Annotated in this window: 25 protein-coding genes; 16 read left to right on the top strand and 9 right to left on the bottom strand. The window is 63.1% G+C overall.

What is annotated here, in order from left to right; all coding sequences use genetic code 11:
• The first annotated feature begins 6 nt into the window (after nt 1-6).
• The 3 genes from F0184_RS17420 to F0184_RS17410 all read left to right on the top strand — a co-directional run bounded on the left by F0184_RS17420 (nt 7) and on the right by F0184_RS17410 (nt 2582).
• Nucleotides 7-873, top strand: a complete 867-nt coding sequence (locus F0184_RS17420) for an LpxI family protein (RefSeq protein WP_150497483.1) — start codon at nt 7-9, stop codon at nt 871-873.
• Entirely contained in the window at nt 866-2059 is a 1194-nt protein-coding gene (gene lpxB / locus F0184_RS17415; RefSeq protein ID WP_150497482.1) for a lipid-A-disaccharide synthase, read from the top strand. Before F0184_RS17420 ends, lpxB begins: the two co-directional genes overlap by 8 nt.
• Nucleotides 2060-2267: 208 nt before the next feature.
• On the top strand, nt 2268-2582 hold the full coding sequence (locus F0184_RS17410) for a Dabb family protein (protein WP_150497481.1): 315 nt from the start codon (nt 2268-2270) through the stop codon (nt 2580-2582).
• Between the two features lie 267 nt (nt 2583-2849).
• On the opposite strand, the gene gltA is transcribed toward F0184_RS17410, so the two are convergent.
• Complete coding sequence (gene gltA, locus F0184_RS17405; RefSeq protein ID WP_150497480.1) at nt 2850-4142, bottom strand: citrate synthase; 1293 nt, start codon at nt 4140-4142, stop codon at nt 2850-2852.
• A 264-nt stretch (nt 4143-4406) separates the two neighbouring features.
• Nucleotides 4407-5828, bottom strand: coding sequence for a glutamate--tRNA ligase (gene gltX / locus F0184_RS17400; RefSeq protein WP_150497479.1), 1422 nt, complete (start codon nt 5826-5828; stop codon nt 4407-4409).
• Between the two features lie 151 nt (nt 5829-5979).
• Here gltX and F0184_RS17395 point away from each other — a divergent pair, with 151 nt between their 5' ends.
• A complete protein-coding gene (locus tag F0184_RS17395) occupies nt 5980-8301 on the top strand; it encodes a ComEC/Rec2 family competence protein (protein WP_150497478.1) in 2322 nt (773 codons plus the stop codon).
• Nucleotides 8302-8318: 17 nt separating this feature from the next.
• On the opposite strand, the gene F0184_RS17390 is transcribed toward F0184_RS17395, so the two are convergent.
• From F0184_RS17390 to F0184_RS17375, 4 genes are read right to left on the bottom strand one after another with little or no spacing between them, the layout of a single operon-like run.
• Nucleotides 8319-9146 carry a heme ABC transporter ATP-binding protein gene (locus tag F0184_RS17390; RefSeq protein ID WP_150497477.1) on the bottom strand — a complete coding sequence of 276 codons (828 nt, stop codon included), beginning with the start codon at nt 9144-9146 and terminating at the stop codon, nt 8319-8321.
• Nucleotides 9147-9158: 12 nt separating this feature from the next.
• A complete protein-coding gene (locus F0184_RS17385) occupies nt 9159-10265 on the bottom strand; it encodes a FecCD family ABC transporter permease (protein WP_150497476.1) in 1107 nt (368 codons plus the stop codon).
• Nucleotides 10262-11197, bottom strand: a complete 936-nt coding sequence (locus F0184_RS17380; protein ID WP_244299303.1) for a heme/hemin ABC transporter substrate-binding protein — start codon at nt 11195-11197, stop codon at nt 10262-10264. The genes F0184_RS17385 and F0184_RS17380 overlap by 4 nt, the downstream gene beginning before the upstream one ends.
• Nucleotides 11194-12204, bottom strand: coding sequence for a hemin-degrading factor (locus F0184_RS17375; RefSeq protein ID WP_244299309.1), 1011 nt, complete (start codon nt 12202-12204; stop codon nt 11194-11196). Before F0184_RS17375 ends, F0184_RS17380 begins: the two co-directional genes overlap by 4 nt.
• A gap of 373 nt (nt 12205-12577) precedes the next feature.
• Here F0184_RS17375 and F0184_RS17370 point away from each other — a divergent pair, with 373 nt between their 5' ends.
• The 8 genes from F0184_RS17370 to lexA all read left to right on the top strand — a co-directional run bounded on the left by F0184_RS17370 (nt 12578) and on the right by lexA (nt 19896).
• On the top strand, nt 12578-14683 hold the full coding sequence (locus F0184_RS17370; protein WP_150497475.1) for a TonB-dependent receptor domain-containing protein: 2106 nt from the start codon (nt 12578-12580) through the stop codon (nt 14681-14683).
• A gap of 53 nt (nt 14684-14736) precedes the next feature.
• Nucleotides 14737-15192 carry a hypothetical protein gene (locus F0184_RS17365; protein WP_150497474.1) on the top strand — a complete coding sequence of 152 codons (456 nt, stop codon included), beginning with the start codon at nt 14737-14739 and terminating at the stop codon, nt 15190-15192.
• Nucleotides 15193-15201: 9 nt separating this feature from the next.
• Nucleotides 15202-15885 (top strand): MotA/TolQ/ExbB proton channel family protein, encoded by a 684-nt coding sequence (locus tag F0184_RS17360; RefSeq protein WP_150497473.1) that lies wholly within the window; start codon nt 15202-15204, stop codon nt 15883-15885.
• Nucleotides 15875-16258, top strand: coding sequence for an ExbD/TolR family protein (locus F0184_RS17355; protein ID WP_172972156.1), 384 nt, complete (start codon nt 15875-15877; stop codon nt 16256-16258). The genes F0184_RS17360 and F0184_RS17355 overlap by 11 nt, the downstream gene beginning before the upstream one ends.
• A gap of 4 nt (nt 16259-16262) precedes the next feature.
• Nucleotides 16263-16676, top strand: coding sequence for an ExbD/TolR family protein (locus F0184_RS17350; RefSeq protein WP_208998545.1), 414 nt, complete (start codon nt 16263-16265; stop codon nt 16674-16676).
• Nucleotides 16673-17794, top strand: a complete 1122-nt coding sequence (locus F0184_RS17345; protein WP_150497471.1) for a TonB family protein — start codon at nt 16673-16675, stop codon at nt 17792-17794. Before F0184_RS17350 ends, F0184_RS17345 begins: the two co-directional genes overlap by 4 nt.
• Before the next feature lie 332 nt (nt 17795-18126).
• Nucleotides 18127-18969, top strand: coding sequence for an FkbM family methyltransferase (locus tag F0184_RS17340; protein WP_172972155.1), 843 nt, complete (start codon nt 18127-18129; stop codon nt 18967-18969).
• 204 nt (nt 18970-19173) lie between these two features.
• On the top strand, nt 19174-19896 hold the full coding sequence (gene lexA, locus F0184_RS17335) for a transcriptional repressor LexA (RefSeq protein WP_150497469.1): 723 nt from the start codon (nt 19174-19176) through the stop codon (nt 19894-19896).
• A 138-nt stretch (nt 19897-20034) separates the two neighbouring features.
• Here the strand turns inward: lexA and F0184_RS17330 are convergent, their stop codons facing one another.
• On the bottom strand, nt 20035-21579 hold the full coding sequence (locus F0184_RS17330; RefSeq protein WP_208998544.1) for an alpha/beta fold hydrolase: 1545 nt from the start codon (nt 21577-21579) through the stop codon (nt 20035-20037).
• Between the two features lie 166 nt (nt 21580-21745).
• Between F0184_RS17330 and F0184_RS17325 the strand changes: the two genes are divergently transcribed.
• Nucleotides 21746-22033 carry a hypothetical protein gene (locus F0184_RS17325; RefSeq protein ID WP_150497468.1) on the top strand — a complete coding sequence of 96 codons (288 nt, stop codon included), beginning with the start codon at nt 21746-21748 and terminating at the stop codon, nt 22031-22033.
• Between the two features lie 188 nt (nt 22034-22221).
• Here the strand turns inward: F0184_RS17325 and F0184_RS17320 are convergent, their stop codons facing one another.
• Both F0184_RS17320 and F0184_RS17315 read right to left on the bottom strand, forming a co-directional pair.
• Nucleotides 22222-22548, bottom strand: a complete 327-nt coding sequence (locus tag F0184_RS17320; RefSeq protein WP_150497536.1) for a PilZ domain-containing protein — start codon at nt 22546-22548, stop codon at nt 22222-22224.
• Nucleotides 22549-22613: 65 nt separating this feature from the next.
• A complete protein-coding gene (locus F0184_RS17315; RefSeq protein WP_150497467.1) occupies nt 22614-23117 on the bottom strand; it encodes a hypothetical protein in 504 nt (167 codons plus the stop codon).
• Nucleotides 23118-23352: 235 nt separating this feature from the next.
• Between F0184_RS17315 and flgB the strand changes: the two genes are divergently transcribed.
• From flgB to fliE, 3 genes are read left to right on the top strand one after another with little or no spacing between them, the layout of a single operon-like run.
• Complete coding sequence (gene flgB / locus F0184_RS17310; RefSeq protein WP_150497466.1) at nt 23353-23730, top strand: flagellar basal body rod protein FlgB; 378 nt, start codon at nt 23353-23355, stop codon at nt 23728-23730.
• Between the two features lie 4 nt (nt 23731-23734).
• Entirely contained in the window at nt 23735-24157 is a 423-nt protein-coding gene (gene flgC, locus F0184_RS17305) for a flagellar basal body rod protein FlgC (RefSeq protein WP_150497465.1), read from the top strand.
• The gene (gene fliE, locus F0184_RS17300) at nt 24154-24495 is read left to right on the top strand and encodes a flagellar hook-basal body complex protein FliE (RefSeq protein WP_150497464.1); all 342 of its coding nucleotides are present in this window, start codon (nt 24154-24156) and stop codon (nt 24493-24495) included. Before flgC ends, fliE begins: the two co-directional genes overlap by 4 nt.

Here is a 24495-nt window from a genome sequence, read left to right as displayed (position 1 = left end):
GCCCCCATGCCGTCGCCGGTCGCGGTGATCGCGGGAAATGGGTCCCTTCCAGGGGAAGTGGAGGCGGCGCTGCGCGCCAGCGGCCGTGTCGCCTGCATCATCGCGATCCGGGGCGAGGCGGCCGAGAGCACCCGAGCGCGGGCGCAGATCGAGCTTGGGTGGGGCGAGATCGGGCGGCTCTACCGGTTTTTGCGCGAGGCCGGTTGCAAGGATGTATTGCTGATCGGGGGCGTTTCGAGGCGTCCGGATTTTACCTCGATCCTCGGTGACCTCGGCACCTTGCGCCGGTTGCCGGCTATCCTCAAGGCGTTGATCGGCGGCGACGACAGTCTTTTGACCAAGGTCATCGGCCTGTTTGAAGTGGAGGGATACCGGGTGGTGGGTATTCAGGACGTAGCGCCCGAGCTTTTGGCGGCACCAGGAGTTTTGGGCCGGATAAAGCCGGCGGAGGACTCGATTCGGGATCTCAAGATCGCTCTGCAAGCGACGGAAAAGCTTGGAGAACTCGATATTGGGCAGGCGTCTGTCGCGACCCATGGCCGTGTCATTGCTCTCGAAGGGGCGGAGGGCACGGATGCCATGCTCCAGCGCTGCGCGGACTTGCGAAACAGCGGCCGTGTGAAGGCCAAGGGCAAAACCGGTGTGCTCGTGAAGGCGGCCAAGCCGCATCAGGACCTGCGGGTGGATCTGCCGACCATCGGGCCGAGAACGGTGGAACTTGCCGCTGCCGCTCAGCTGGCGGGCATCGCGGTCGAGGCCGGTCGCGCGCTGATTTCCCAGCGGGAGGAAACCTTGAGAATGGCGGATGCGGCGGGTCTTTTCATCTATGGCATCGACCGGCAGGCGCTTTGGCCCGGGGAGCGGCATGGATAAGGAACGGCGCCCGCCGGTCATCGCCATCGTGGCCGGCGAGGAATCCGGAGACAATCTGGGCGCCGATCTGGCCGAGGCGCTGAATGCCCGTCTGCCGGTGGCCCCGTCTTATATCGGCGTCGGCGGCGCACGGCTCACGGCGCTGGGTCTCAAGAGCTTCTTCGACATGAGCGATGTCTCGGTGATGGGGTTGACCGCTGTTCTCCAGCGCCTGCCGCTGATTGTGAAGCGGGTGTATCAGACGGTCGACGGGATCGTTGCTGCCAATCCAGACATTCTCATCATCATCGACAGTCCCGATTTCACGCACAATGTTGCCAACCGGGTGCGCAAACGCGCCCCGCATATTCCCATTGTCGGCTATGTCTCGCCGTCCGTGTGGGCCTGGCGGCCGGGACGGGCCCGCAAGATGAGCCGGTATGTCGACGACCTTCTGGCGCTGCTGCCGTTCGAACCTGCGATCCACAAAAAGCTTGGCGGCCCGCCGACCCATTACGTCGGGCACCCATTGAGCGAGAATATCGGAGATTTGCGCCCGGCTGCCGGAGAACGCCCGCCAGTTGACGGGCAGCGCAAGACCTTGCTGGTGCTCCCGGGAAGCCGCACCAGCGAGATTTCCCGGCTTTTGGATCCGTTCGGTGAAACCGTTGCAAAGGTTTCGGAGGCTGTACCTGATCTGGAACTCGTTCTGCCGGCGGTCCCGCATCTGGAGGATAAGATCCGGACAGGCGTGGCAAGCTGGACCGTCCAGCCTTCCATCATTGCCGGGCCGGAGGAGAAGCAAGCCGCCTTCCGCCGGGCTCACGCGGCCCTGGCGGCGTCCGGCACAGTGTCGCTTGAGCTTGCATTGGCCGGTGTGCCGATGGTGGTCGCCTACAAGGTCGATTGGTTTTTCCGGCGTCTCAAGGATCTGAACCGGATCTTCAAATTCGCAAGCGTCGACAGTTTTGTGCTCCCCAACATCATCCTCGGTGAGAAGGCGATCCCGGAATTTCTGGACGATGAAGCCAATCCGGATGCCTTGAGCGCCGCCCTCGCGCCCTTGTTGGCCGATACCCCGGATCGGCAGCGGCAGATCGATGCGTTCACCCGCCTGGGCGAGGCGATGTGCTTGGCCGATGGCGCCAGCCAGCGCGGGGCGGCGGCTGATGTGGTGATCAAGCGGATGGCATCGGGCCGGAACTGACCGCCTTCAAGGGCCACAAATGTGTCGGCTGGCGAGCTTGAATGGTCAAGCAGGCCGGAACTACAGGCTTTGGGTCTGGACACGGCGTGTCCACATGGATTTCATTTCTGGATGGAACACTGTTTCAGGTCTGTCACGATTTCATTGATCCTGCCGTTTCCGTATCAAGGAGATCGATCAGGCCGTCCGGCGAACGAAAGAGGCTTTTATGATACGCCACATGGTGCTCACCAAGTTCAAACCGGAAACCGATGAGACAACCATTCGCCACATCTTTGACGGCTTGTGTGCGCTGGTAGCCACGCTCCCGGGCGCGAGCGGGTTTGTCGCCGGTCCTTCGGAAAGCCCGGAACAGATGGAGCGAGGCTACACGCATGCTTTCGTGATCGATTTCGAATGCTGGGCAGCGCTGGAAACCTATGCCGTGCATCCGGACCATTTGGCTCTGGGCGCAATTCTCGTTGACAACACGGTCGGTGGTATCGACGGATTGCTGGTGCTCGATCTTGATGTGCGCGTGTGACCGGTAGATCAAACGACGGATGATTCCTGCCGATCATTAGCTGATTGAAAACCACAGCTTCAATGCCGGTGAGGAGGCCGGACGCTTGCGGCTCGTTCTGGACGGGTTGCTGGGGTATCGCTATCGATGCCCGCAAAGCCCGTCACGGTGTTCATTGAACAGCCGGTCCGGCTGAAGTGGCGGCGGTTGCGTGGGCCTCATCGCCGAAAAGCCAAAACCCCGGACCAATGATCCGGGGTTTCTTATGCTCAAGTTCGTGGGGACCGATCAGCGGCGCTGGTCTATCGGTGTGTAATCGCGTTGCGGGGCGCCCGTGTAGAGCTGGCGCGGGCGGCCGATACGCTGGGACGGATCCTCCACCATTTCCTTCCACTGGGCGATCCAGCCCACGGTCCGGGCCAGGGCGAACAGAACCGTGAACATGTTGGTCGGGAAGCCGAGGGCCCGCAGCGTGATGCCCGAATAGAAATCGATGTTCGGATAGAGCTTCTTCTCGACGAAATACTCGTCGTTGAGAGCGATCTTTTCCAGTTCCATCGCGATGTCGAGGAGCGGGTCGTCCTTGATGCCGAGCTCGCCGAGCACTTCATGGCAGGTGGTCTGCATGATTTTAGCGCGCGGGTCGTAATTCTTGTAGACCCGGTGGCCAAAGCCCATCAGACGGAACGGATCGTTCTTGTCCTTGGCGCGGGCGACATATTCCGGAATGCGGTCGACCGACCCGATTTCCGAGAGCATGTTCAATGCCGCCTCGTTGGCGCCACCATGGGCCGGACCCCACAGGCAGGCAATGCCTGCGGCAATGCAGGCAAACGGATTTGCACCTGAAGAACCGGCCAGCCGCACGGTGGAGGTCGACGCGTTCTGCTCGTGATCCGCATGGAGGATGAAGATCCGGTCCATCGCCCGCGACAGCACCGGATTGACATTGTACTCCTCACACGGGACCGAGAAGCACATCCGGAGGAAGTTGGTCGAATAGTCCAGGTCATTGCGCGGATAAACGAAAGGCTGGCCGATATGATACTTGTAGGCCATGGCCGCAATGGTCGGCATTTTGGCGATCATGCGCAAAGAGGCGATCATGCGCTGATGTGGATCTGTGATGTCCGTGCTGTCATGGTAGAACGCGGACAGGGCGCCCACGGTGCCGACCATGATGGCCATCGGGTGGGCATCGCGGCGGAATCCGGCAAAGAAACGGCTCATCTGCTCGTGGATCATCGTGTGGTATGTCACACGGTGGACGAAATCGTCCTTCTCGGCCTTGGTGGGCAACTCGCCGTAGAGCAGCAGGTAGCAGGTTTCCAGGAAGTCGCCGTGGTTGGCCAGCTGATCGATGGGGTAGCCGCGGTACAGAAGCGTGCCTTCGTCGCCGTCGATATAGGTGATCTTCGACTCACAGGACGCCGTGGACGTGAATCCCGGATCGTAGGTGAACATGCCGCTTTCTTTGTAGAGCGCGGAGATGTCGATCACGGACGGGCCAATGGTGCCATCCATCACTTTGAAAGCGTGATTGCTTTCACCAGCATGAAGTTCAGCTGTTTTGTCGGCCATACAGGTTACCCCCTTTGGTAGCGCTCCCATAGCCGCCCAAATGCCTGAAACCGCTGTTAAAACACAACGGCGCCCTGCAGGATCGGACGGTGCAGGAGGAATGGTTGGCCTTTGCCTATCCCATTTACCGCAGTGCCGCAAGCTGCAGGGGCTAGCGCTTTGGTCAAAGGATCGCCGGAATGGCGTCACGCCATTGGGAAGCAACGGGAAATGGCGCCCGGAAGGAGGGCCGCCAATCCCCGGTGTCCGTTGGAGCCGGACGGGTTAAGCGGCGGCCTGATCCTTGATCCGGGCCAAGGATTCTTCCCGCCCGAGCGCTATCAGAACGTCGTAGATGCCAGGGGAGGTGCCGCGTCCGGTCAGAGCGGCGCGAAGAGGTTGGGCGACCTTGCCAAGTTTGAGGTCCCGTTCGGCGGCATGAGCCTTGACGGCCTCTTCGAGCGCGTCCGCTTCCCAGGCCGGAACGCTCTCAAGCACGCCGTGGACAGCGCCGAGGATCGCGCGGCCCTCGTCGTCGAGGAGCTTGGAGGCCTTGTCGTCCAGATCCAGGGGGCGCTGGCGCCATAGATAGGACGCGCTTTCGGTCAACTCCACCAGGGTCTTGGCGCGCTCCTTGAGGCCGGGGAGAGCGGCAAGCGCAATCGCTTTATTAGCGCTCAGCCAGTCGAGGACCGGCTGGCCGCCCTCTGCATGAGCCAGATACACTTTCCAGTGCTTGAGCAGCTCCGTGTCAGCGGTGGAGCGCATGTACAGTCCGTTGAGGTTTTCCAGCTTCTTGACGTCGAAACGCGACGGGGACTTGCCAACCGCCTCCAGTCCGAACCAGCGGATCATGTCCTCGGTCGACATGACCTCCTCATCGCCATGGCTCCATCCGAGCCGGGCGAGATAGTTGCGCATTGCCGCCGGCAAATAGCCCATGGCCCGGTAGGCATCCGCGCCCAGCGCACCGTGCCGCTTGGACAGTTTCGCGCCATCGGGGCCGTGGATCAGGGGGATATGGGCCATGACCGGGATATCCCAGCCCAGTGCCTGGTAGAGAAGTGTTTGCTTGGCGGAATTGGTCAGGTGATCGTCCCCACGCACCACATGGGTGACCCCCATGTCATGGTCGTCGACGACCACGGCCAGCATGTAGGTCGGCGTGCCGTCCGAGCGCATGATGACAAAATCGTCGAGATCCTTGTTCGGAAACGTGACCGTGCCCTGCACCTGATCCGTCACGACCGTGTTGCCGTCGAGAGGCACTTTCAGGCGAATAGCGGGATCAATGCCCTGGGGTGCTTCGGCCGGATCGCGGTCCCGCCATCGTCCGTCATAGCGGGGCGGGAGGCCTTGGGCCGTCTGCGCCTCGCGCATCTGGGTCAATTCTGCGGCCGTTGCATAGCAAGGATAGGCCGCGCCGGTCTCCAGAAGCTTGCCGACCACTTCCTTGTGCCGGTCGAGGCGTGAGAACTGGGAAACGGGGTCTCCGTCCCAATCGAGTTCCAGCCATGTCAGGCCATCGATCAGAGCATCGACAGCTTCCTGTGTTGAACGGGCGCGATCCGTGTCCTCGATCCGCAGCAGCATCTTGCCGCCGCCATGTTTGGCCAAAAGCCAATTGAAGAGTGCGGTCCGGGCCCCACCAATATGAAGGTAGCCGGTGGGAGAAGGCGCGAAGCGCGTGACGATGTTCTGAGCCATGGTTCTTTTCGTGGGTCTCTGCCAGAATGGTGGGAGACGGACAGGCCGTCCGCTGTGGCCGGGTCTTAACACGGGCGTTGAACCGGCGCAAAAGGCGGAGCGGCCGTTCCGCGAGATCATCCCCGGTGCGCGGGTACCGGACTGATGGGAGGTGACGTCGGCCGGAAGGAAGGAACCATCGCCGGGCAGAAGCCGCATCGCCTCCGGGGCAGTGGATGTTGATGCGCTGGCGGTAATAGTTCCCGGCCAGTCTTCCGGTGGTCATCCTCCTTGGCGGCGGTGGATCGCGGCGGCCCTGCCAGAACCGGTCCATCCCAGCACCGGAAGCTCGCAGACCCGGCGCCGGCTGGACAGACTGCTGGAGCTTCACCGCCTGCTCCTGGTCGCTCTTGGGTTTTCAGCCGGCATATGGGGCTACTTCTCCCTGCCGGAAGAGCCGAACCTCATTATTGTTCTTTCTTTGTTCTCTATCTCCCTTGTTGCCGCGCTGAACCGCTGGCACGGCGGCCGACTGGGCCTGGGCACCCTTCTGGTGGTGGCGGCGCTGGGCGGGGCGGCCAGCGGCACGTTGCGCACTGCCTTGGTTGATGCACCGCGCTTGACAGAGGAGGCGACCGTTACCGTCACCGGCCGTGTCAGCGCGGTTGGCTGGACGGATCGCGGCCAGCGGATCGTGCTGGAGGTGACCGCCATGCAGGCCCCGGCCTATGCGGTTCGAAACGGCATTCCAAACCGGGTGCGGCTGTCTCTTCCGAAGGACACGCGAAGCGCGGTCGGGGAGGGGCTCCGTGTCCGTGCGCGTTTGTTTCCCCCGTCAGGTCCTGTTCGCCCCGGCGGATATGATTTTGCTTTTTCAGCTTATTTTCAGGGGCTCGGTGCCACGGGTTTTGCCTATGGCGCTCCTGAGCCGGTCGAACTGTCCTCGTCTGGCTGGACCGGAGAGGTCTGGACCGGATTGCAGGCGGTGCGCGGCGGGATCGCGCAGCGGATCCTCGGCTTGTCGGAGGATCCCGACACCGCGGGCGTTGCCATCGCGCTGCTGGTTGGCAACCGGGACCGGATCACCCAAGAGGCGGAAGACAGTCTGAGAGAGGCGGGGCTGGCGCATATTCTGGCGATCTCGGGTCTGCACATGGCACTGTTTGCCGGCGGCGCCTATTCGGTGTTTCTTTTTGCGCTGGCCCTGAGCCAGACGGCGGCGCTGACCTGGCCCATCCACCGCATCGCGGCTGTCGCGGCGCTAATCGCGGCGACCGGATATCTGGCCCTGTCCGGAGCGTCCGTTGCCACGCAGCGCTCCTACTTGATGATCGCCCTCGTGTTCCTCGGTATTTTGGTGGGCCGCCGCGGCCTGACCTTGCGCAGTGTCGCGCTGGCGGCGCTTGCACTTCTGATCCTGGGTCCGGAACGGCTGTTTCATCCAGGCTTCCAGATGTCCTTCGCCGCCGTCTTTTGCCTGGTGGCCGCCTACGATCAGCTTCGTCAATGGCAGCCGGGGTATCTGCGGCGCTTCCACACATCGGGTTTTCTGGGGCGGGCCACCCGAACCACCTGTGTCTGGACAGGCGGGCTGTTTATCACGGCAGTGGTCGCCGGGCTGGCGACAGGAATTGTCGGTGCGCACCATTTCGGCCGGATCGCGCCGTACGGTTTGGTCGGAAACATGCTCGGCATGCCGGTGTTTTCCCTGCTGGTCATGCCGATGGGGGTGCTGACCCTGCTGGCGGTGCCGTTTGGCCTGGCTGCCTATCCGCTGGCCTTGATGGAGGCGGGACTGTGGCTGGTTCTGGAAATCTCCCGGTTCACGGCGGGGCTTGACGCGGGCGAAGGATATCTTGTGCCCCCCGGCACTTGGGCCACACTTGGCCTGTTTGCCGGCCTTGGAGTTTTGCTGCTCCTGCCGGGACGGTTCAAGCTGGCCGCGATGCTGCCGTTGCTGGTTGCCGCCGGAGCGCTGGGCACAGCCCGGCCACCGGACATTCAGGTCTCCGACCGGGGCATGGCTGTCGCTGCGCGCGACGCGGCCGGGGTTTTGCGTCTTTCCCAAAGGCGGTCCGGCTTTGCCTCCGACATGTGGCTCCAGGCCGAGGGACTGGCGCCATCCGCGTTTTCGAGCAGAAAGATGACGCAGGATCAGCGCCGGTGTGACCCCTCCGGTTGCGTGGTCCGGGCCTATCCGCGCCCGGCGGCGGGCGGCCGCCCGGATTTGCAGGCTCGGCCATTTCTGATTGCCTTCCCCAGGACGGCCGCGGCGCTCGCGCACGATTGCCGGCGTGCCGATATGATCGTGACCGATCTAACCGTGGGCGATTGGTGCTCCGCCAGCATCGTCCTGGACGCGGCCGGACGCGCACGGTCCGGGTCCGTCTCCATCTGGCTGCAAATCGCTGAGAACGCGGATGGCACCGAGATGCCATCGGTCCGCTCCCTCCGGCGCGCCAAGAGCGATCCTCCAAGGCCATGGCACCGGTAAAGGGTGGGGGCGCCCTTTTATCGACCGTTGGGTGCGGAGTGGGCGGACAAGGTCTGCGCGATCGGCAGGACGAACGGGATTCCGTCCTGCGGGACCGCGTTCACCCGCACCGGATGGTCATAGGCCTCGCTCAGGACCGTTGTTTGGAAAACGTCCGCCATGTCCCCGAAGGCGGTCATCCGACCATGTTTCAACACCATGATCTTGTCGGCATAGTGGGCGGTCAGGTTCAGGTCGTGCATGATCGCCACAACGCCCCCGCCGGCATTGGCATAGGCCCTTGCGATCTCCATGATCTGGATCTGGTGACGCACATCAAGGCTTGAGACGGGCTCGTCCAGAAACAGCCAGCGTGGCTGCCCGGCCGCCGTATCGACCGGGTTCCAGACCTGAACCAGCACGCGAGCCAGTTGCACGCGCTGCTGCTCGCCGCCGGACAGGTCATGATATCCGCGGGTTTCGAACCCGGCGAGGCCGACACGGCCAAGGGCCGTTCGTCTGCGCGCTTCCTGTGCCCATCGGCTGCCTTCCGGCACCACCTGCCCAAGGCGGACGACCTCGTCCACGGTGAGTGGAAAAGCCAGGCTGGTCTGCTGCGGCAGGACGCCGCGAAGGAACGCGAGCGTTGCCGGATCGGCCTGTGCGAGATCGATGGTCCCCAGGTGCGCCGCGCCGGAGAAGGCAAGCTCACCGGTCACCGCCTTCAAGAAGGTGCTCTTGCCGGCCCCGTTGGCCCCTACGACCGCGGTCACCTGTCCGGCAGCAAAGGCAGCGGAGATCTGGTGGACGATTTCCCGTCCCCCAAGCCGTACGGTCAGATTCTCAAAGGTGAGTTGCTTGGTCATTGTCAAAGTCCGTCAAAATCCGACGGGTCCCTTCTTGCGCAACAGGATCCAGAGGAAGAAGGGCGCCCCCGCGAACGCGGTCAGGATGCCGATCGGGAGTTCCGCCGGAGCCACCAGGGTCCGGCTGACCGTGTCCGCCAGAATGAGGAGACTTGCGCCCAGGAGCGCGCAGGCGGGTAAAAGATAGCGGTGATCGGGTCCGATGGTCAGCCTGAGAAGATGGGGGACAACAATCCCGACAAAGCCGATGCCGCCGCTCACAGCGACCGATGCGCCCGTGGCGGCCGCAACGCTGAGAATGGCAAGATTTTTCAGCCGCTGGACCCGAATGCCGATGTGCTGTGCCGCCGCTTCGCCAAGCATCAGGCCATTGAGGCCGCGCGTCAGGAAGAACACCGTCACGAAAGCGCAGGCGATGATGGGACCCGCTGCCATCAGCTTGTCCCAACTCGCTCCAGCGAGCGATCCCAGGCCCCAGAAATTCAGGTCGCGCAACTGCTGATCGTCCGCGATATAGACGAGCAGTCCGGTGGCGGCCCCTGCCAGCGCGCCCAGAGCGATGCCCGCCAGAAGCAAGGTGGCGATTGACGTGATGCCCCCGCGCGTTCCGTTTTTGTAAAGGAGCCACGTGGTGGCCAGTCCGCCGAAAAAGGCGGCCAGCGGGACCGCGTAGATCCCGAGCAGATTGGCGATGGGCGCCAGGGTGCTGCTGCCGAGAACAATGAAGCTGGCCGCTCCCAGTCCGGCACCCGCCGAAACCCCGACCAGCCCGGGATCGGCGAGCGGATTGCGGAAGAGGCCCTGCAGCACAGCCCCGGTCACCGCGAGGGCGGCTCCGATCAGCCCGCCGAGCAAGACCCGGGGCAGGCGGATGTCCAGAAGAACGATCCGGTCCCGGATGGCGGCCGGATCGTCCAGTGAATAGGTCCCGGTCAGCAGGCCCAGCAGCATGTCGAAGACGGGCAACTGGATCGGCCCTGTGGCCAGACTGAACAAGGCCACGCCGACAAGTGCGATCGCCAGCCCGCCGATGGCCGCGCCAGCGGCCTGGTCCCGGGTCCATCCGGTCCGGGTGGCCGGTCCGTCGGAGTCGAGGCTCAAGGTGTCATCCGTGCTCATGTGTCCTTGCCGGGCTTGTCCGATGAAAAGGCCTTTACCCGTGTGGCCAGTTCCGAAACGGCCTGGGCGGTCCGGGGTCCGAACCCGAGCAGATACAGACCGTCCATGCTGACCACATGGCCGTTCCGGACGGCGGCGGTCACGCTGAGAGCCGGGATGGCCTGCAGCTTTTCCAAGGTGACCGCATGGTCGCCGCTGCGGTCCATGATCAGGATCACATCCGGATCGGCCTGGATCAGAGCTTCATTGGACAGCGGCTTGTATCCTTCAAACCCGGAAACCGCATTTTGAAGACCGGCCAATTCAATCACACCGGCCGCGGCAGTCCCGTCTCCGGAAGCCAGAATGCGGCCGCCGTTGAGGGACAGGATGAACAGGACGGTCTTTGAGGGACCGCTTCCTTCCACCATGTCTTCCAGCGTCTCGAAATCGGCCTCGACGGACGCGATCAGGGCTGCCGCCTTGTCCTCGACGCCCATGGCCCGGCCGACACTCTGGATCCTGTCGACTACCCCTTCAGCGGTATACCGGTCCGGGACCGTGACCAGCGGAACATCCGCGCCCTTCAGGACACTCAGTGCCTCCGGTGGTCCGGCACCCTCAAGCATCAAGATAAGGTCCGGATTGAGCGACAAGACGCCTTCTGGCGACAAGGCGCGGATGTAGCCGACATCCGGCAGTTCGGATGCCGCCGGTGGATAACTGCTCGTCGTATCGCGTCCGACAAGGCGGCCGGCCTCACCCAAGGCGTAGACGATCTCGGTGATGGCACCGCCGACGGCAACCACACGGTCCGGTTTTGCCGCATCCCCCGCGTTGGCCTGATGCGCACCTTGAAACGGAGCAAGAATGGCGGCCGCGGTCAGCGTGCTTGCGGCCAGCACCGGAAGGACGGCGCGTCTCAGGGCCGGGGTCAGAAACATTGAAGTCATTGGGAGCCTCCCAGGCTGACAGGTTGATCAAGTCTGGGAAGACGGTTCACCAGTTCCCGCCAATCCGCGCGTTCGGCCTGTCCCTCGCTCCGCGTTCCAAAAAACTGGATGATGAGGTTGCCGGCGGCATCGTAGGCCTCGACCGAGGTGACATGCTCGATATCGGCCGGCTTGCGGACCGCCCAGACGTCGGAAATGTGATCCGTGCGCAGGTGAAGGTGAAAACCGGGATCCAGCACGTTGATCCAGGGCCCCTTGTCCAGAACCCGTGCGATGGGACCGGAGTGGATCTGAATGCATCCGCGGTTTCCGACAAAGCACATGATCGGCAAGCCGTCTTCCGCCGCATACCGGATCAGGGCGGAGACCGCGCCGCCATCAAGTTGCCAGGCAAGATCCGCACCGGCGAGTTCGAATGCCGAGAGCCGGTGGAGCTTCAAATCCTTCAAGAGCCCATGGAATTGATGCGGGTCGGTCAACGCGCGCCAGCGGCTGTTCAGGGTTTGCGTGAGCGCGCGGTCCGGCAGGGCGCGGGGCAAGGGCGCGGCTGGCTCGGGCCTGTCGCGCAATCCGGGGAACTGGTCAGGGTGTTTCAGTTTGGAAACGAGCCTTGCCCAGGCGGCCATGTCGCTCTCCGGCCGGGCATGGATCTTCTGGACCGCCTCGCCATGCGCGTCGAAGAATTGCAAAGAATGACGGGTTTCGCCTTCGCCCGTTTTTTCGACGGCAAAGCCATGAACCCAGTTTTTGGGGAACATGCGCGTGTCGATGTCCGCTCCGAGCATCAATGCGGCATGGGTGCCATTGATGAACTTTTCAAAGTGGCCGATTTTCTCGTGCACCGCGCTTTCGTTGCGTGTCAGCGCCATGACCTCTCCGACCTGCGACAACCCGGGGAAGAGATCGGGAAACCGGGGCTCGATCCGGGTCGCTTCGCTTCCACAGAAGCTGGCGACATAGTCCGCCTCGGTGATGCCGATGACCCGTGCCAGGTCCCGCTCGCGCATTTTCGGATTGCTGGCGCGGATCTTTCTGATGTCCTCAGGGTCGATTGTTTGGCCGCTGCGCGCGGCAGGAATATCTGTTTCGGCTAGGGTCACTTTCGCCTCCCTGTCAGGCCTTGGACAATGCATGGTGAAGCTGGAAGCGCCGGTGGAGTTGTTTCCCATGAAACAGGCAAGAGCCTGATTTCATTTTAGAAAAATTCCAGAATTGAACGTTCAGCTTCCGGCGTTCAGCCGCGAACTAATACTTGACTTCTATACTCATGTTTCATATTCGAAGCAATACATGAGTTAAAGACTCAGGAAATAATTCAACACGCCAGCGGGCCTTTCCCTCTCTCCGCCTGCCAGCCTCAAACCAACTTGGAGATGTCCCATGCGCCCTGTAACCGGCAGGCGAACCGCTTTGTTTACGACTGTGGCCGCAAGCGCCTTGCTTCTGGCTCCCCCCCTTCATGCGCAAGACGCTGGAACGCCGGCCGCATCGACGCTACTGCAGCGCATTGTGGTTGGCACCGGCGTGGAAAAGGTGGCCATCGACACGCCTCAGGCTGTCACGGTGCTTGATCAGGCCGCGATCGACGAGCAGCAGCCGGAAACAATCGGCGATCTCTTTCGCGAAATTCCGGGCGTTTCGATTGTCGGCAGTGACTCGGTGCTCGGTGAGAGCATCAACATCCGCGGCATCGGGGAAGCGCTGGCCGGCGATGAAAAACGCATTATCATTCAGGTCGATGGCGTGAACAAGTTCTTCGAGCAGTACCGGATGGGCTCGTTCTTCTCCGATCCCGAGCTTTACAAGCAGGTCGAGGTCTTACGTGGCCCCGCGTCCTCGACGCTTTACGGGGCAGGGGCGATGGGCGGTGTCGTCACCTTCCAGACCAAAGACGCAAGCGACTTCCTCGATCCCGGCGACAAGTTCGGGGGACGGGTGAAAGGCACATGGGATTCGAACGGAAATGGTTGGCTCGGCAGCACCATTCTGGCGGTGCAGCCTCTGGAGAACCTGGAAATCCTTGGAGCGTTCAACTACCGCCAGTCCCAGGACAAGACCGATGGACATGGCGACAAGCTGAACGACACCGATTTCTCATCGCTCAACGGTCTTGCGAAGGTCCGCTATACATTTGGCGAAAACGCCGATCAGTCTGTTTTCGCCTCCTATCAGCGCTGGTCCAGCGATGAGGACAACCAAAACTACGACCAGACGGCATGGGGAACGGGGTTCGGCACCGTGGACCGGACGGTAACCGACCAAACCGCGATTGTCGGCTATGAGAACTTCTTCTTTGGCAATGACCTGCTGGACTTCAAGGCCCAGGTGAGCTGGTCCGACACCCTGGTCAAACAGGACAACCAGGACCCGGTCTGCTTTTCTCCGACAAGGTGTGTCTATCCCTTCGGCTTGAGCGCGGAGTATCAGTACAAGACCTGGCAGGCCAAGGCTGACAACACCGCGACCTTCCAACTGTCGGACAGCTGGATGGCCTATTTGACCACCGGGATCGACGGCCAATACCAAGAGCGGCTCAACCCTCGGACCTGGTCGAACGGAACCGCGAACGGATCGGGGGCCCACCCGGAAGGGGAAACCACACTCGTGGGAGGTTATGCGCAGGCGGAATTGGCCTGGAACGACCGTGTCTCCATCATTCCCGGCGCGCGTGTCGATTATTCGCGGCTCCATGTCGGATCGGCTCAGGTCTACAATTCGGGAACCGGCCGGTTCAATACGATCAACCTCGACCGCACGGAAACGAAGGTGGCCTTCTCCCCCAAGCTGGCCGCGCTGGTGAAGATGAGCGACTGGTTTGGTGTCTTCGGGTCCGTCGCCCGCACCGAACGCATGCCGACCCTGGATGAAGTCTTCAACAATTACATGGTCAACGACGTGGAGAAGGAGGTTTCGACCAACTTCGAGCTGGGCTTTACCGTCAGCTTCAACGATGTGATCCACGATGGCGACGGCTTTCAGCTGAAAACGACGGCCTTCCGCAACAGCATCGACGACTACTATGCCAGCTTTTGGGATGGGTCCCAGGTGCAGACCGATGTCATTCCAGAGGCGCTGTATGAAGGGGTTGAACTGGAAGCGGCCTATGCATCCGAGGCCTGGTACGGCAGCCTCGGCGCGTCGCTCGTGCGCGGCCGGAATGAGACGAGCGGTGGCAATCTGAACGCTGTTCCCGCCGATAGCGTGTTCATGAAGCTGGGCTACGTTTACCAGCCCTGGGATCTTGATTTCGGCTGGCGCGGCGACTTTTTCGCCACCCAGGACCGGGCCGGCGCGAACGAATCCCAAACCGCAGGCTATGCGCTTCACAATCTCTATGCGGCCTGGACGCCGGAAGAAGGCCGGTTCGCGAACAGTGAATTGCGGTTCAACGTCGACAACATCTTCGACAAATCCTACCGCAACCATCTGGCCACGAACGAAGGGACGGGCCGGACGTTCAAACTGAGCTTTTCGCAGCGATTCTAATTCTCTGGCCGGTCCGGCGCGGACCGGCCGTTCCCTGTTTGAAGGAGGTTGGGATGAAGTCCTGGTCGGTGTTCATTGAAATTGGCCGCTGGACGGCGGCAGCGCTTGTTGCGGTTCCACTGACCGCAATGACGGCACTGGCGGATCCGCCTGTTCCGGCAGCCTCAGCCGGCGCCTTGAAACTGGAACTCAATCGTGCCGAAACAACGCCGGCCGGATGCCGGCTGTCTTTTCTGGCCGTGAACAGCACGGGGAAGGCACTGCAGGCGCCCGCCTATGAACTCGTGTTCTTCAGCCCGGACGGCATCATCGAGCAACTGACGGTCTTTGACTTTGGCGCGATGCCGGAAGGCAAGACGGTGGTTCGCCAATTCGATGTGCCGGGCTTGGGCTGCGGCGCGGGCCGGATCCTGTTGAACGGCCCCGTGGGCTGCGAGGCAGAAGACGCGGCACATTGCGGGGCGGCGCTGGAACTAGCCAGCCGCACCGCGCTTTCCTTCGATAAATAGGAGTTCCCCATGCCCGTTCTTCAGAAAATTGCGGATTTGCTCACGCTCGGCGGACCGGTTGTCGGGCTGTTGGCGGCGCTGTCGGTGGTCGCGCTCGCGCTGGTCCTGATCAAACTCTTCGAGTTCGGCCGGGCACGTGTTGGTCAGCCGGGTCATGCGCGAAGGGCCGCTGCCGCCTGGGCGCAAAACCGGTGGCCGGAAGCCCGGCAGCTTGTCGCCACTCCGCGCAGTGCGGCCGAAGCCGCGGTCGCGATGGCGATGGCGTTCGGCGGGTCAAGCGTGGCCAAGGCCGAGATCGAGGAGCGCATCGCCGCGCAGGCAACCGAGGACCTGCACCGCTTCTCGAGGGGCGTGCGCGCTCTTGAAGCCATTGCCCAGATTGCGCCCCTGATCGGTTTGTTCGGGACCGTCCTTGGCATGATCGAAGCCTTCCAGGCGCTTCAATCCGCCGGGGCCAATGTCGATCCGTCGCTGCTGGCCGGTGGCATCTGGGTGGCGTTGATGACCACGGCGGCCGGGCTTGCCGTGGCCATGCCGGTCTCCGCCGTTGTGACCTATCTGGAGGGTCGTCTGGAAAGCGAGCGGGTGGCTGTCGAGACGCTTGTGGCCGCCGTCTTGTTCCGCACCAATCCCGACACATCCGGTCATTCGGATGCACGCGCCGCGGGCTGGCAGGTCGTCCATGCACCTTGAGCGTCCGCTCCGCCGGGTGCGCCCCATTTCCCTCACGCCGCTTGTCGACGTCATCTTTTTGCTGCTCCTGTTCTTCATGCTCACTTCGACATTTACCCGGTTCGCACACCTGGAGATCGGAGCGCCCCCGGGTGTGGGAGGAACCGGCGCACCGCCGGAGGCGATCCTGAGCCTTGCCGGAGAAAGCCTGCGTCTCAACGGACAAACCCTCAACATTGAGGACCTGACAGCCCATGGCGGCCGTTTGGTCGAGGAAACCGGAGCGGAGAGCTTGCTGGTTCTGGTGCGCGGCAGCACCTCGACCCAGCAACTGGTGGCGGTTCTGGACGTTTTGCGGGCGGTTTCCGGTCTCACGGTTACGGTTGCGAGATAGTCCCATGATGCGTGTTCCCCGCAAGCCGGCAAAACGGCAAATGGAAAGCACGATCTCGCTGATCAATGTCGTGTTCCTGATGCTGATTTTCTTTCTCGTCGCGGGGCAGCTTTCGCCCCCGGCGGATCCCGAGGTCACGTTGTCCGAAACCCGCGATGCACCGCCGCTTGCCCCGCCCGAAGCGCTCTATGCGCGCGCGGATGGCGTGCTGATGCACCGGGAAAAAGCTGTTACGGCTGAAACCTATCTGACCGCGCTGGCGGGTCAGGAGGACCGGGAGGATGGGCGGGAAAAGCCGCTGGTCAAGCTCGCTGCCGATGAGGCGCTCCCGGCGGTCAAGCTGTTGGACCATGTCGACGCGCTTTATGCCGCCGGCGCCGGCAAGGTGGTGCTTGTCACCCAGCGGGGCACGCAATGAGGGCGCCGGCACGCTGGTGGGCGGCCGGGCTGTGCGCGTCCCTGGCCGTTCACCTCGTGGCGGTTGCGCTCACACTGGAGCCGGTTCCCGCCGTTCAAGTGGCTGGCGGGGGCGAGGTGCGGGCCCCGGTTCTCGGCCATGCGCCCTTCAACACGATCCAGGCGGGAAGTGTTTCCGGACAGGTGCAGGCAGCCGCCACCGCGGCGCAGCGGGCGGAACCGGTGAGGGCCACTCAGATCGGTCAGGCCCAACCGGCGAAGGTCTCCACCGCCATCAACGCGCGGCTTGCCGGGGCGGAGAGCGTTCGGCCCACCCTCGCTCTGGTGGCCGGAAGACCTGCGTATTCCGCCGACCAGGCTCCGGCGCCGCCGGTCGAAAGGACGGACCCCGCACCAGCGTTGTCAGCAGTCGACCAGGCCCAGGCAGCGCAAGTTCCAGCGCCCATGGCCGCCGGAACCGAGGCGCCAACACGTCGGGCCCGGCCGGCAGAACCGGCGCGGGTCGGGCCGGAACCCGTCCAGGCGGACACCGCGCAGGACGTTCTGGCTCACGCTCAGGCAAGTCCAGCCGTTGAAATGGCGCGCGTTGCGCCGCTTGCCCCTGCCTCGCCGATCGAAGCGAGGGATGAACCCCATTCGAACATACCCGCCCCCAGGAGGCGTCCGGCAGACATTCCGCTGAAAAAGGCACCGGCTCACCAGGCTGCAGAACCAAAACAACAGCAGCCCAAGCCGAACCGGGATTCCCGGGGCGTGGCTGACGGGGCGAACGGACAGGCCGGCCAGACGGCCCAGAAAGGCGGGTCCCAGCGCCGCGGCGCGGGCCAGCAGGCCGGGAATGCGGATGTGACCAACTATCCCGCGCAAGTCCAGCGCCGGCTGAGCCGCGCGGTCCGGGCGCCGCGCTCGGGGCGCCGGGCAGCCGGGGACGTTGTCGTGACCTTCACGGTGGCATCGTCCGGAGCGGTCAGCGCGGTCCGCATCGCGCGCTCGTCCGGGTCCCCGGCTCATGACGAGGCGGCCCTTTCGTCTGTGAAGCGGGCAGCTCCCTTTCCCGAGATACCGGCGGCGGCGGGGCGGTCCAGCTGGACTTTTTCGTTGCCGATCCGCTTCCGCTAGAAACGCCTCATCCGGGGTCCATGCCGCCCCCAATCGGACCCTCGTGTCACTGCCATGTCGCGGAAGATTGCGGTCTACGCCGGCATATGGCAGGGCAGGTACCGGTGGGGGAACCCGGCCATGGACTTTGCATAGCCCGCCGCGGCCAGGGCACGGACCGTTCGGCGCCGGGTTACCGGCCTCCTTGGATGAACCACAATAGCGGATTACTTACATGGCGGACCAGGATGTTTCACCGGTCTTTGGTAGACAACAGCCCGCTGGAGGGTTGTTTTGCCCTGGATTGTGCTCTACGCGCTTTTCACGTTTCTATGGGAGGCGCGAATAGCGTGATGCGGCTTAAGTTCTGGGACGACACCTTCTTGGGGCTAAAAAAGAGTTTTGCAAGTCTTGGCTTTTTTCGCCGGGTTTTGTTTCCGATCGCGCGTCAGCTGGATTTCAGGTTTACCTGGAAACACGACATCACCGGCCGCCCGTTTTCGCTTCTGACCTGGAGCCACAAGGGCTATTGGTTCTATGGCGCCGACCGTGAGAAAGACGAAATTGACGGGTTTCGCCGCCACATCGCCGAGGGTGACCGGGTCCTCGAGATCGGTGGTCATATCGGCTACGTGACCCAGGTTTTCGAGGATCTCGTTGGCGAGAACGGGCAGGTTTGCGTCGTCGAACCCACCTTGCAAAGCCGGCTTTTCCTGGAGCGCAATGTTGGAAAGAAGACCCGCGTGCTGCCCTATGCGGTTTCCAACGCCAGCGGCACAGTGACCCTCTATACCGAGCGGTTTGGTGGGTTCACCAATTCGATCGTTCGGGAATTCATTGAAGAAAGCGTGACGACCCTCAATGAGTCCCAGTCCGCCAACAGACATGACATCGAGGGCGTGCGTGTTGAGGCAATCACCCTTGACGCCTTGTGCGAGGGGCAAGACTTCCAACCGGATTTTTTGAAAATTGACATCGAAGGCGCCGAGCTGCTGGCCCTGCAGGGTGGCTCAAAAATGCTCGGCAAGCTGAAAGCGGCCATGATCGAGATATCGCGTGATGCCGAGGAAACGATGGCGCTGATGCAAGGCCTTGGCTTTGCCGCGTACCGGCCCGATGGCTCGGCTCTCAAGCCCGGTGAAACGGTGTTGGGGAATGTGTTCTTTGTCCGGGAAACCTTGATTCGGACCCAGTGATCCAAAAGCCCGCCTTTTCCAAGCCAGAACCGGCGGCCCTGCGGCGCACCGGAACGGAACCGCCATCGTCGATGGGCAGCATTGCGCTCATGGGATCGGTAACGCCCCAAGCGGGAAAGCGATCCTTAACCATTGTAGAACACAGTGAGAACAGGTAGAGTACGTTCATGATTTGTACCTGATCGAAGGCGGGTGGAGACGTCGATGCTGACGCGTAAGCAATATGAGCTTCTGATGTTCATTCATGAGAGACTGAAGGAAAGCGGCGTTCCGCCGTCCTTTGACGAAATGAAGGATGCGCTGGACCTGCGCTCCAAATCTGGCATTCACCGGTTGATCACCGCCCTTGAAGAGCGGGGCTTTTTGCGCCGTTTGCCCAACCGGGCCCGGGCGATGGAAGTGATCCGGCTGCCTGACTCGATCGCGCCGGGCCTAGGCAAGCCGCCGGCCCGCGGCACATTCGCCCCCGAAGTGATCGAGGGCTCGCTTGGAAAGTCGGCCTCCAAACCAGCGCCGGCAGAAGCGGCTGCGCCCGACACCTTCGGGCTGTCGGAAATTCCCGTGATGGGCCGGATTGCGGCCGGGGTCCCGATTGAGGCCATCCAGACCCATAGCCATTCCATTAGCGTGCCACCGCAGCTTTTGGGGAAGGGGGAGCACTATGCGCTGGAGGTGCGCGGAGATTCAATGATCGATGCCGGGATCCTTGATGGGGACACGGTCTTGATTCGCAAGACTGACACTGCGGACAGCGGCGATATCGTCGTTGCCCTTGTCGACGAGGAGGAGGCGACCTTGAAGCGCTTGCGCAAAAAAGGGCCCTCAATCGCGCTGGAAGCTGCGAATCCGGCTTACGAAACGCGGATTTTCGGGCCAGGCCGGGTTCGGGTGCAAGGCCGCCTGGTGGCGCTTTTCCGCCAGTATTGATCCCGCCCTTTCGCGGACCGGGGAGGCTTTTGCCGGATCCGGTGTCGCGGCACCTGCGGCCGGCCGGCCTGCTTGCGCGCCTGTGCGGCCCATTTTCGGGCCGGACCGCGCGTCGGTCACCTCGAGCAGCGCGGAAAATCAATCTGTCGCGAAAAGCGGCGTGGAGGCCGCGATCGACCAGGCCAGAATGATCCCCAGGGCAAGGGCAGGGCCAGTTGGGCCGGCGCGGCGCGCCACCCAGCGGCCCATGGTTCCGTAAACCAGATAAAACAGCGCCAGCACGGGCAGGACCGTGAAACCGACGCCCAGGCTCGTGGGCAAGATGGACATGACAGCGCCAAGCGTCACGAGCGGGGCGACCCGGAGCAGCCAGACCCGCCACAGCGCGGCCCGGTCGGTCAGAAGCTGATCGGCGATCAGAAACGGCACCGTGCCCAAAGTCAGCAGTCCGAACAGGGCCAGCCGGGGGCCGCTCGGAACGAAAGCGGCCCAGATCGCATCCATCGCAAGTGCAAAGACACCGATACTCCAGACAAGCAGCAGACAGGCCGCGCCGATGTCGATCCGCCGGAGGGTAAACGAACTCGGACGCAGCAGCGCGAGCTGCAACCCGCCCCAAACAGCAAAAAAGGCGGTCAGCGGGCCGAAGATGGCAAGATCATGGGGGGCGGGAACTGGCAACACCAGGACGAGCCCGGCCGGGAGGGCGGGCAGCAGCGCGCAGCCGATGAACCGCCGGGCGGGTACCGCCGCGGGGGCGGGGCTGTCGTTCGCAAGCAGGCGGGACACAGGCCAGAACAAGGCCCACAGACCGGCAAGCGTTCCCAGGATCCAAAGCCCCGGCCGGGGCATGGTTGCAGCCAATCCGGTGGACGGGGCCGGTGCGCCGCCGATCCAGCTCACCGCTTCGGCCAGTGTTTGGGGACTGTAGAGGACCCCGACATGTTCCGTCAGCGGGGCATAAACGGCCCGGCGTTCGGCCGTTGGCGATGTCACGGTTGTGTTTTCGGCGGCGCCGGGCTGCACAAGACGCAGTTTTTCAAGGGCAATTGCCCGCAAATGCGGTTCCCATTGGCCAGAAATGACCAGCAATCTGGCCGGAAATGCCTGCGTGACCGCATCGGAATACATGGAGATGGCGACGACGGGTCCTGTCTCGCCGGTCTCACGGGCCGCGCGGACCACGATATCGGTCGCCATGGAATGGCCGAGCAAGGCAACGGCGTCCTGGGCGCCAAACATCGTGCGGGCAGCGGCGAGCATGTCGATCGTCTGGGTCACAAGCTGGCGGGTCGTTCCCTCGATCTGCGTCACTTGCGGCGACAAGGGCTTTGGATGACGGCCATGGCCGATGAAATCGAAGGCGAGAACCGGGTGGCCCGCGCGGGCGAGCGCGCTCGACAGGGCCTCCATCATTTGCCGGGAGCCGCCAAACCCGTGTGCGACCAGAACCGGCAGTTTTTCGTGCGGCATCTGGCTGGCACCGATCGGCCGGTACACTGTAACGGGCGTGTCCCCGATCCAGGTCGTTTGTGTCTGCACCCCGTCGAATTGCTGGCGAAGCTGCAGCAAGCACATAAGGACAAGGACAATCAGCGGACCGGCGACGGCCACCGTCACCATGACCCTCGCCCTGGACCCCTTTTGGGTCCCGCGTTCACCCGTCCCCGTCGACTTCAGCATGCTTGCCGGTCCAATCTTCTGCGCACCCCCGCCATAGTGTCGCACAAAAGCCATCGGGAAAACCGCTCAGTGCCTTTCGCCCGTAGTTATACGGTCATGGGTCCTGCCGGATTGGCCGGCAACCCTGGCTTGGAAGAGGCCCCACTCGGACGGGACAGGTTTTTCGATGCGCCGCAGACTGATTTACGGACTTGTTTTTTGCTATGTGGCGGTCCTTGCGGCATGGCAGCTGATCGCGGCGGACCGTGCCGATGCCAGCTTTGCGGCCCGGACGTTCGTGCTGTTTTTTCCGATCCTCGGCTTGTTTTTCGGCGCGCGGATCATTCTGTTGAAAGCTGGCGGCGAGCCCCTGCTGAAAAGCCTTGTCACGATTTCCTCCGCGATCGGGATGGCGGGGATCGCTTCGGCCATGCTGACCGGAGGAATTTGGGGGGCTGCGTGGCTTCTGTCCTGATCGAACTGGGGCACGCCAGTGCGCGGCGGCTCAAGCAAACCTTGAGAGGATGTTCCGATGCCCCGGCAGCGGCCCGCCCCTGGGCGGCAGCCTCGGCCCACCCTCGTCCGGGGATCTGACACCTCAGAATGGCGAGCGAGTAGTTGGTCAGATTGGAGCGTGCCGCCTCAACCTGACCGGGAATAGCTTTAGTCGGTGACCCCGTAATACCGGCGGGTCAAACCGCGCAACTGCTCGGAACTGAACAGCTTGAGATCGGCCGGGGGCAAGACGTAGGCGACGCCGATATACAGGCCGTCGCGCCACCGGACCTCTGCCTCGGCCACCGTGTTCTGCACCTCGTCCAGAACGATGATCTCGTCGGGGATCACCACATTCGGAGCGACGCGCAAGCGGGCTCCGGCATCCGACACATCGTAGATGGTGCACTCGCACAGGAAGGTGTTTCCCGTGGTGGCGATCTTGCCGGGGCGGAGGCGTGTCCGCCGGCGCGGATGGAGTCTCTGGTCCTTCATGCCGTTCACGCTGGCACTGTTTCCTTGCGCCAGTCTTACGCTGCGTTAAAAGTCCACGGCGGGCCTTAATCGCCCGCCCGAGGCATGGCAGGCTCCAGCGGTGCCGGTGGGCGCGCGGGAACCGGAGGATAGGCCGGCCGGGCCAGGGGCGGGCGGTAAGCCGGATCGCCAAGACTGCGCGGACGGTGCTCGACGGGAGAATTGCGCCGCATGCACTCCTGATAGGCCATGTCGTAGAGCCCTTGCCAGCCGCCGGGGTAGGTTGCCAGATTGTCGAGAACCTCAAGAGCCGCGCCCGCCCGCGCACCGCGCCGGGCCCCGCTGTCCCCGCGCCATTCCCCGCCCGCAACAGCGCCGCCCATGGCTCCGTCCAGAATATCAAGATCCCGGTTTCCGCGTCCAAGATAAGAGTCCGCATAAGCCCGCGCCTGCGCATCGCAGTCAATCGATTGGGCGGCCACGCTCGTTCCGCCGGCGAGCGGAAGGAGGGCCAGAAGCAACAGCGGCGGCCAGGCCGCCAGACGGAGCCGGAGTTTGGCCGGGGGCAAATGGCAGGGGAAGGCGGTCATGCGGGGACACCTCTCGACAGGGCCGGTCTCAAAGGCCAGATCGTGCCGCGTTCAAATTGTCCGGAGCTTGCGGCGGCCGGTTCCGGCCAGGCCAGCACCGGCCAGGCCAACACCGGCAACGCCAGCACGGGACAGAGGCCATCGTGGACCGGGAAACCCTCATCCATGGTCCAAAAGCCTCGGACAAGCTTCCCCGGCTAGCTGTAGAGGCGAACCAAACGGCTTGGAGGCATTCATGGAACCGGTGTTCCTGAACAAACTCGTCTCGGAAAACAACAACTGGCTGTCTGTCCGCCAGGCGACGATCGCCGAGAACATGGCGAATGCGAATACCCCCGGCTACCGTGCGAAGGACATCGAGCCTTTCACCTCGGTGATCAGCAAGACGCAATTGGCCATGAAGGCGACCCACACCAGCCACATGGGCGGGATCGTCGAGGTCGCGCGGCAGTCTGAGGTCAAGAAGTCGGAAAGCTGGCTCGTCACCCATTCCGGCAACTCTGTCAGCATCGAACAGGAGCTGATGAAGGCCGGTCAGGTGGCGCGCGACCACTCGCTCAATGCCGGGATCGCCAAGTCGTTTCACCGCATGTATCTGTCCAGCTTGAGGTAGCCCCATGATCGATCCGCTCAGCGCGACCATGCAGATTTCCTCCTCGGCCCTCAAAGCGCAATCCGAGCGCTTGCGGGTGGTTTCCGAAAACCTGGCGAATGCCCGGTCCACCGGCGAGGCCGCGGGGGACGATCCGTATCAGCGCAAGACCGTAACCTTCGAAAGCGAATTCGACCGTGCCTCCCGCGCCGACATGGTCAAGGTGAAGGACATCGGCGTCGACAAGTCACCGTTCACGGTCGAGTACGAGCCGGGCCATCCGGCGGCTGACGAGAACGGCTATGTCAAGATGCCGAATGTCAACATGCTCATGGAGCTCGCCGACATGCGCGAGACCAACCGCTCCTATGAGGCCAATCTGAAAGTCATGACACAGGCGCGCGAGATGGTGATGCGCCATATCGGGCTGTTGAGGGATACAGGATGATCGATCAAATCAGCGCTTTGTCGTCCGCGACGGACGGCATTTTGAAGTCCACGAACCAGACCCGCTTCGCGGTCCAGCCGGGTGAACTTGGCAACATGGGCGGCACGGCGGACGTGCCCGGCGCCAGCTTTTCGCAGACCATGGCGGCTGTGTCGCAAGACGCCATCGACCGGGTCAAGCAGGGCGAGGCGGCCGCGCTGGCCGGTGTGGACGGGCAAGCATCCGTCCAGCAGGTCGTTGAAGCCGTGATGGCCGCCGAGACCTCCTTGCGGACGGCGATCGCCATCCGCGACAAGGTGGTGACTGCCTATCAAGAAATCAGCCGCATGACGATCTGA

Source organism: Roseibium aquae, assembly GCF_008711285.1.
Classification (GTDB): domain Bacteria; phylum Pseudomonadota; class Alphaproteobacteria; order Rhizobiales; family Stappiaceae; genus Roseibium; species Roseibium aquae.
The sequence above is the reverse complement of the archived record's forward strand: the minus strand, read 5'-3'. Positions and strand labels throughout refer to the sequence as shown.

Excerpts from the sequence above, each read along its gene's own strand:
- F0184_RS17420 (WP_150497483.1), top strand. The coding sequence starts at position 7 with ATGCCGTCGCCGGTCGCGGTGATCGCGGGAAATGGGTCCCTTCCAGGG.
- lpxB (WP_150497482.1), top strand. The coding sequence starts at position 866 with ATGGATAAGGAACGGCGCCCGCCGGTCATCGCCATCGTGGCCGGCGAG.
- F0184_RS17410 (WP_150497481.1), top strand. The coding sequence starts at position 2,268 with ATGATACGCCACATGGTGCTCACCAAGTTCAAACCGGAAACCGATGAG.
- gltA (WP_150497480.1), bottom strand. The coding sequence starts at position 4,142 with ATGGCCGACAAAACAGCTGAACTTCATGCTGGTGAAAGCAATCACGCT.
- gltX (WP_150497479.1), bottom strand. The coding sequence starts at position 5,828 with ATGGCTCAGAACATCGTCACGCGCTTCGCGCCTTCTCCCACCGGCTAC.
- F0184_RS17390 (WP_150497477.1), bottom strand. The coding sequence starts at position 9,146 with ATGACCAAGCAACTCACCTTTGAGAATCTGACCGTACGGCTTGGGGGA.
- F0184_RS17385 (WP_150497476.1), bottom strand. The coding sequence starts at position 10,265 with ATGAGCACGGATGACACCTTGAGCCTCGACTCCGACGGACCGGCCACC.
- F0184_RS17380 (WP_244299303.1), bottom strand. The coding sequence starts at position 11,197 with ATGACTTCAATGTTTCTGACCCCGGCCCTGAGACGCGCCGTCCTTCCG.
- F0184_RS17375 (WP_244299309.1), bottom strand. The coding sequence starts at position 12,204 with ATGCGCGAGCGGGACCTGGCACGGGTCATCGGCATCACCGAGGCGGAC.
- F0184_RS17370 (WP_150497475.1), top strand. The coding sequence starts at position 12,578 with ATGCGCCCTGTAACCGGCAGGCGAACCGCTTTGTTTACGACTGTGGCC.
- F0184_RS17365 (WP_150497474.1), top strand. The coding sequence starts at position 14,737 with ATGAAGTCCTGGTCGGTGTTCATTGAAATTGGCCGCTGGACGGCGGCA.
- F0184_RS17360 (WP_150497473.1), top strand. The coding sequence starts at position 15,202 with ATGCCCGTTCTTCAGAAAATTGCGGATTTGCTCACGCTCGGCGGACCG.
- F0184_RS17355 (WP_172972156.1), top strand. The coding sequence starts at position 15,875 with ATGCACCTTGAGCGTCCGCTCCGCCGGGTGCGCCCCATTTCCCTCACG.
- F0184_RS17350 (WP_208998545.1), top strand. The coding sequence starts at position 16,263 with ATGATGCGTGTTCCCCGCAAGCCGGCAAAACGGCAAATGGAAAGCACG.
- F0184_RS17345 (WP_150497471.1), top strand. The coding sequence starts at position 16,673 with ATGAGGGCGCCGGCACGCTGGTGGGCGGCCGGGCTGTGCGCGTCCCTG.
- F0184_RS17340 (WP_172972155.1), top strand. The coding sequence starts at position 18,127 with ATGCGGCTTAAGTTCTGGGACGACACCTTCTTGGGGCTAAAAAAGAGT.
- lexA (WP_150497469.1), top strand. The coding sequence starts at position 19,174 with ATGCTGACGCGTAAGCAATATGAGCTTCTGATGTTCATTCATGAGAGA.
- F0184_RS17330 (WP_208998544.1), bottom strand. The coding sequence starts at position 21,579 with ATGCTGAAGTCGACGGGGACGGGTGAACGCGGGACCCAAAAGGGGTCC.
- F0184_RS17325 (WP_150497468.1), top strand. The coding sequence starts at position 21,746 with ATGCGCCGCAGACTGATTTACGGACTTGTTTTTTGCTATGTGGCGGTC.
- F0184_RS17320 (WP_150497536.1), bottom strand. The coding sequence starts at position 22,548 with ATGAAGGACCAGAGACTCCATCCGCGCCGGCGGACACGCCTCCGCCCC.
- F0184_RS17315 (WP_150497467.1), bottom strand. The coding sequence starts at position 23,117 with ATGACCGCCTTCCCCTGCCATTTGCCCCCGGCCAAACTCCGGCTCCGT.
- flgB (WP_150497466.1), top strand. The coding sequence starts at position 23,353 with ATGGAACCGGTGTTCCTGAACAAACTCGTCTCGGAAAACAACAACTGG.
- flgC (WP_150497465.1), top strand. The coding sequence starts at position 23,735 with ATGATCGATCCGCTCAGCGCGACCATGCAGATTTCCTCCTCGGCCCTC.
- fliE (WP_150497464.1), top strand. The coding sequence starts at position 24,154 with ATGATCGATCAAATCAGCGCTTTGTCGTCCGCGACGGACGGCATTTTG.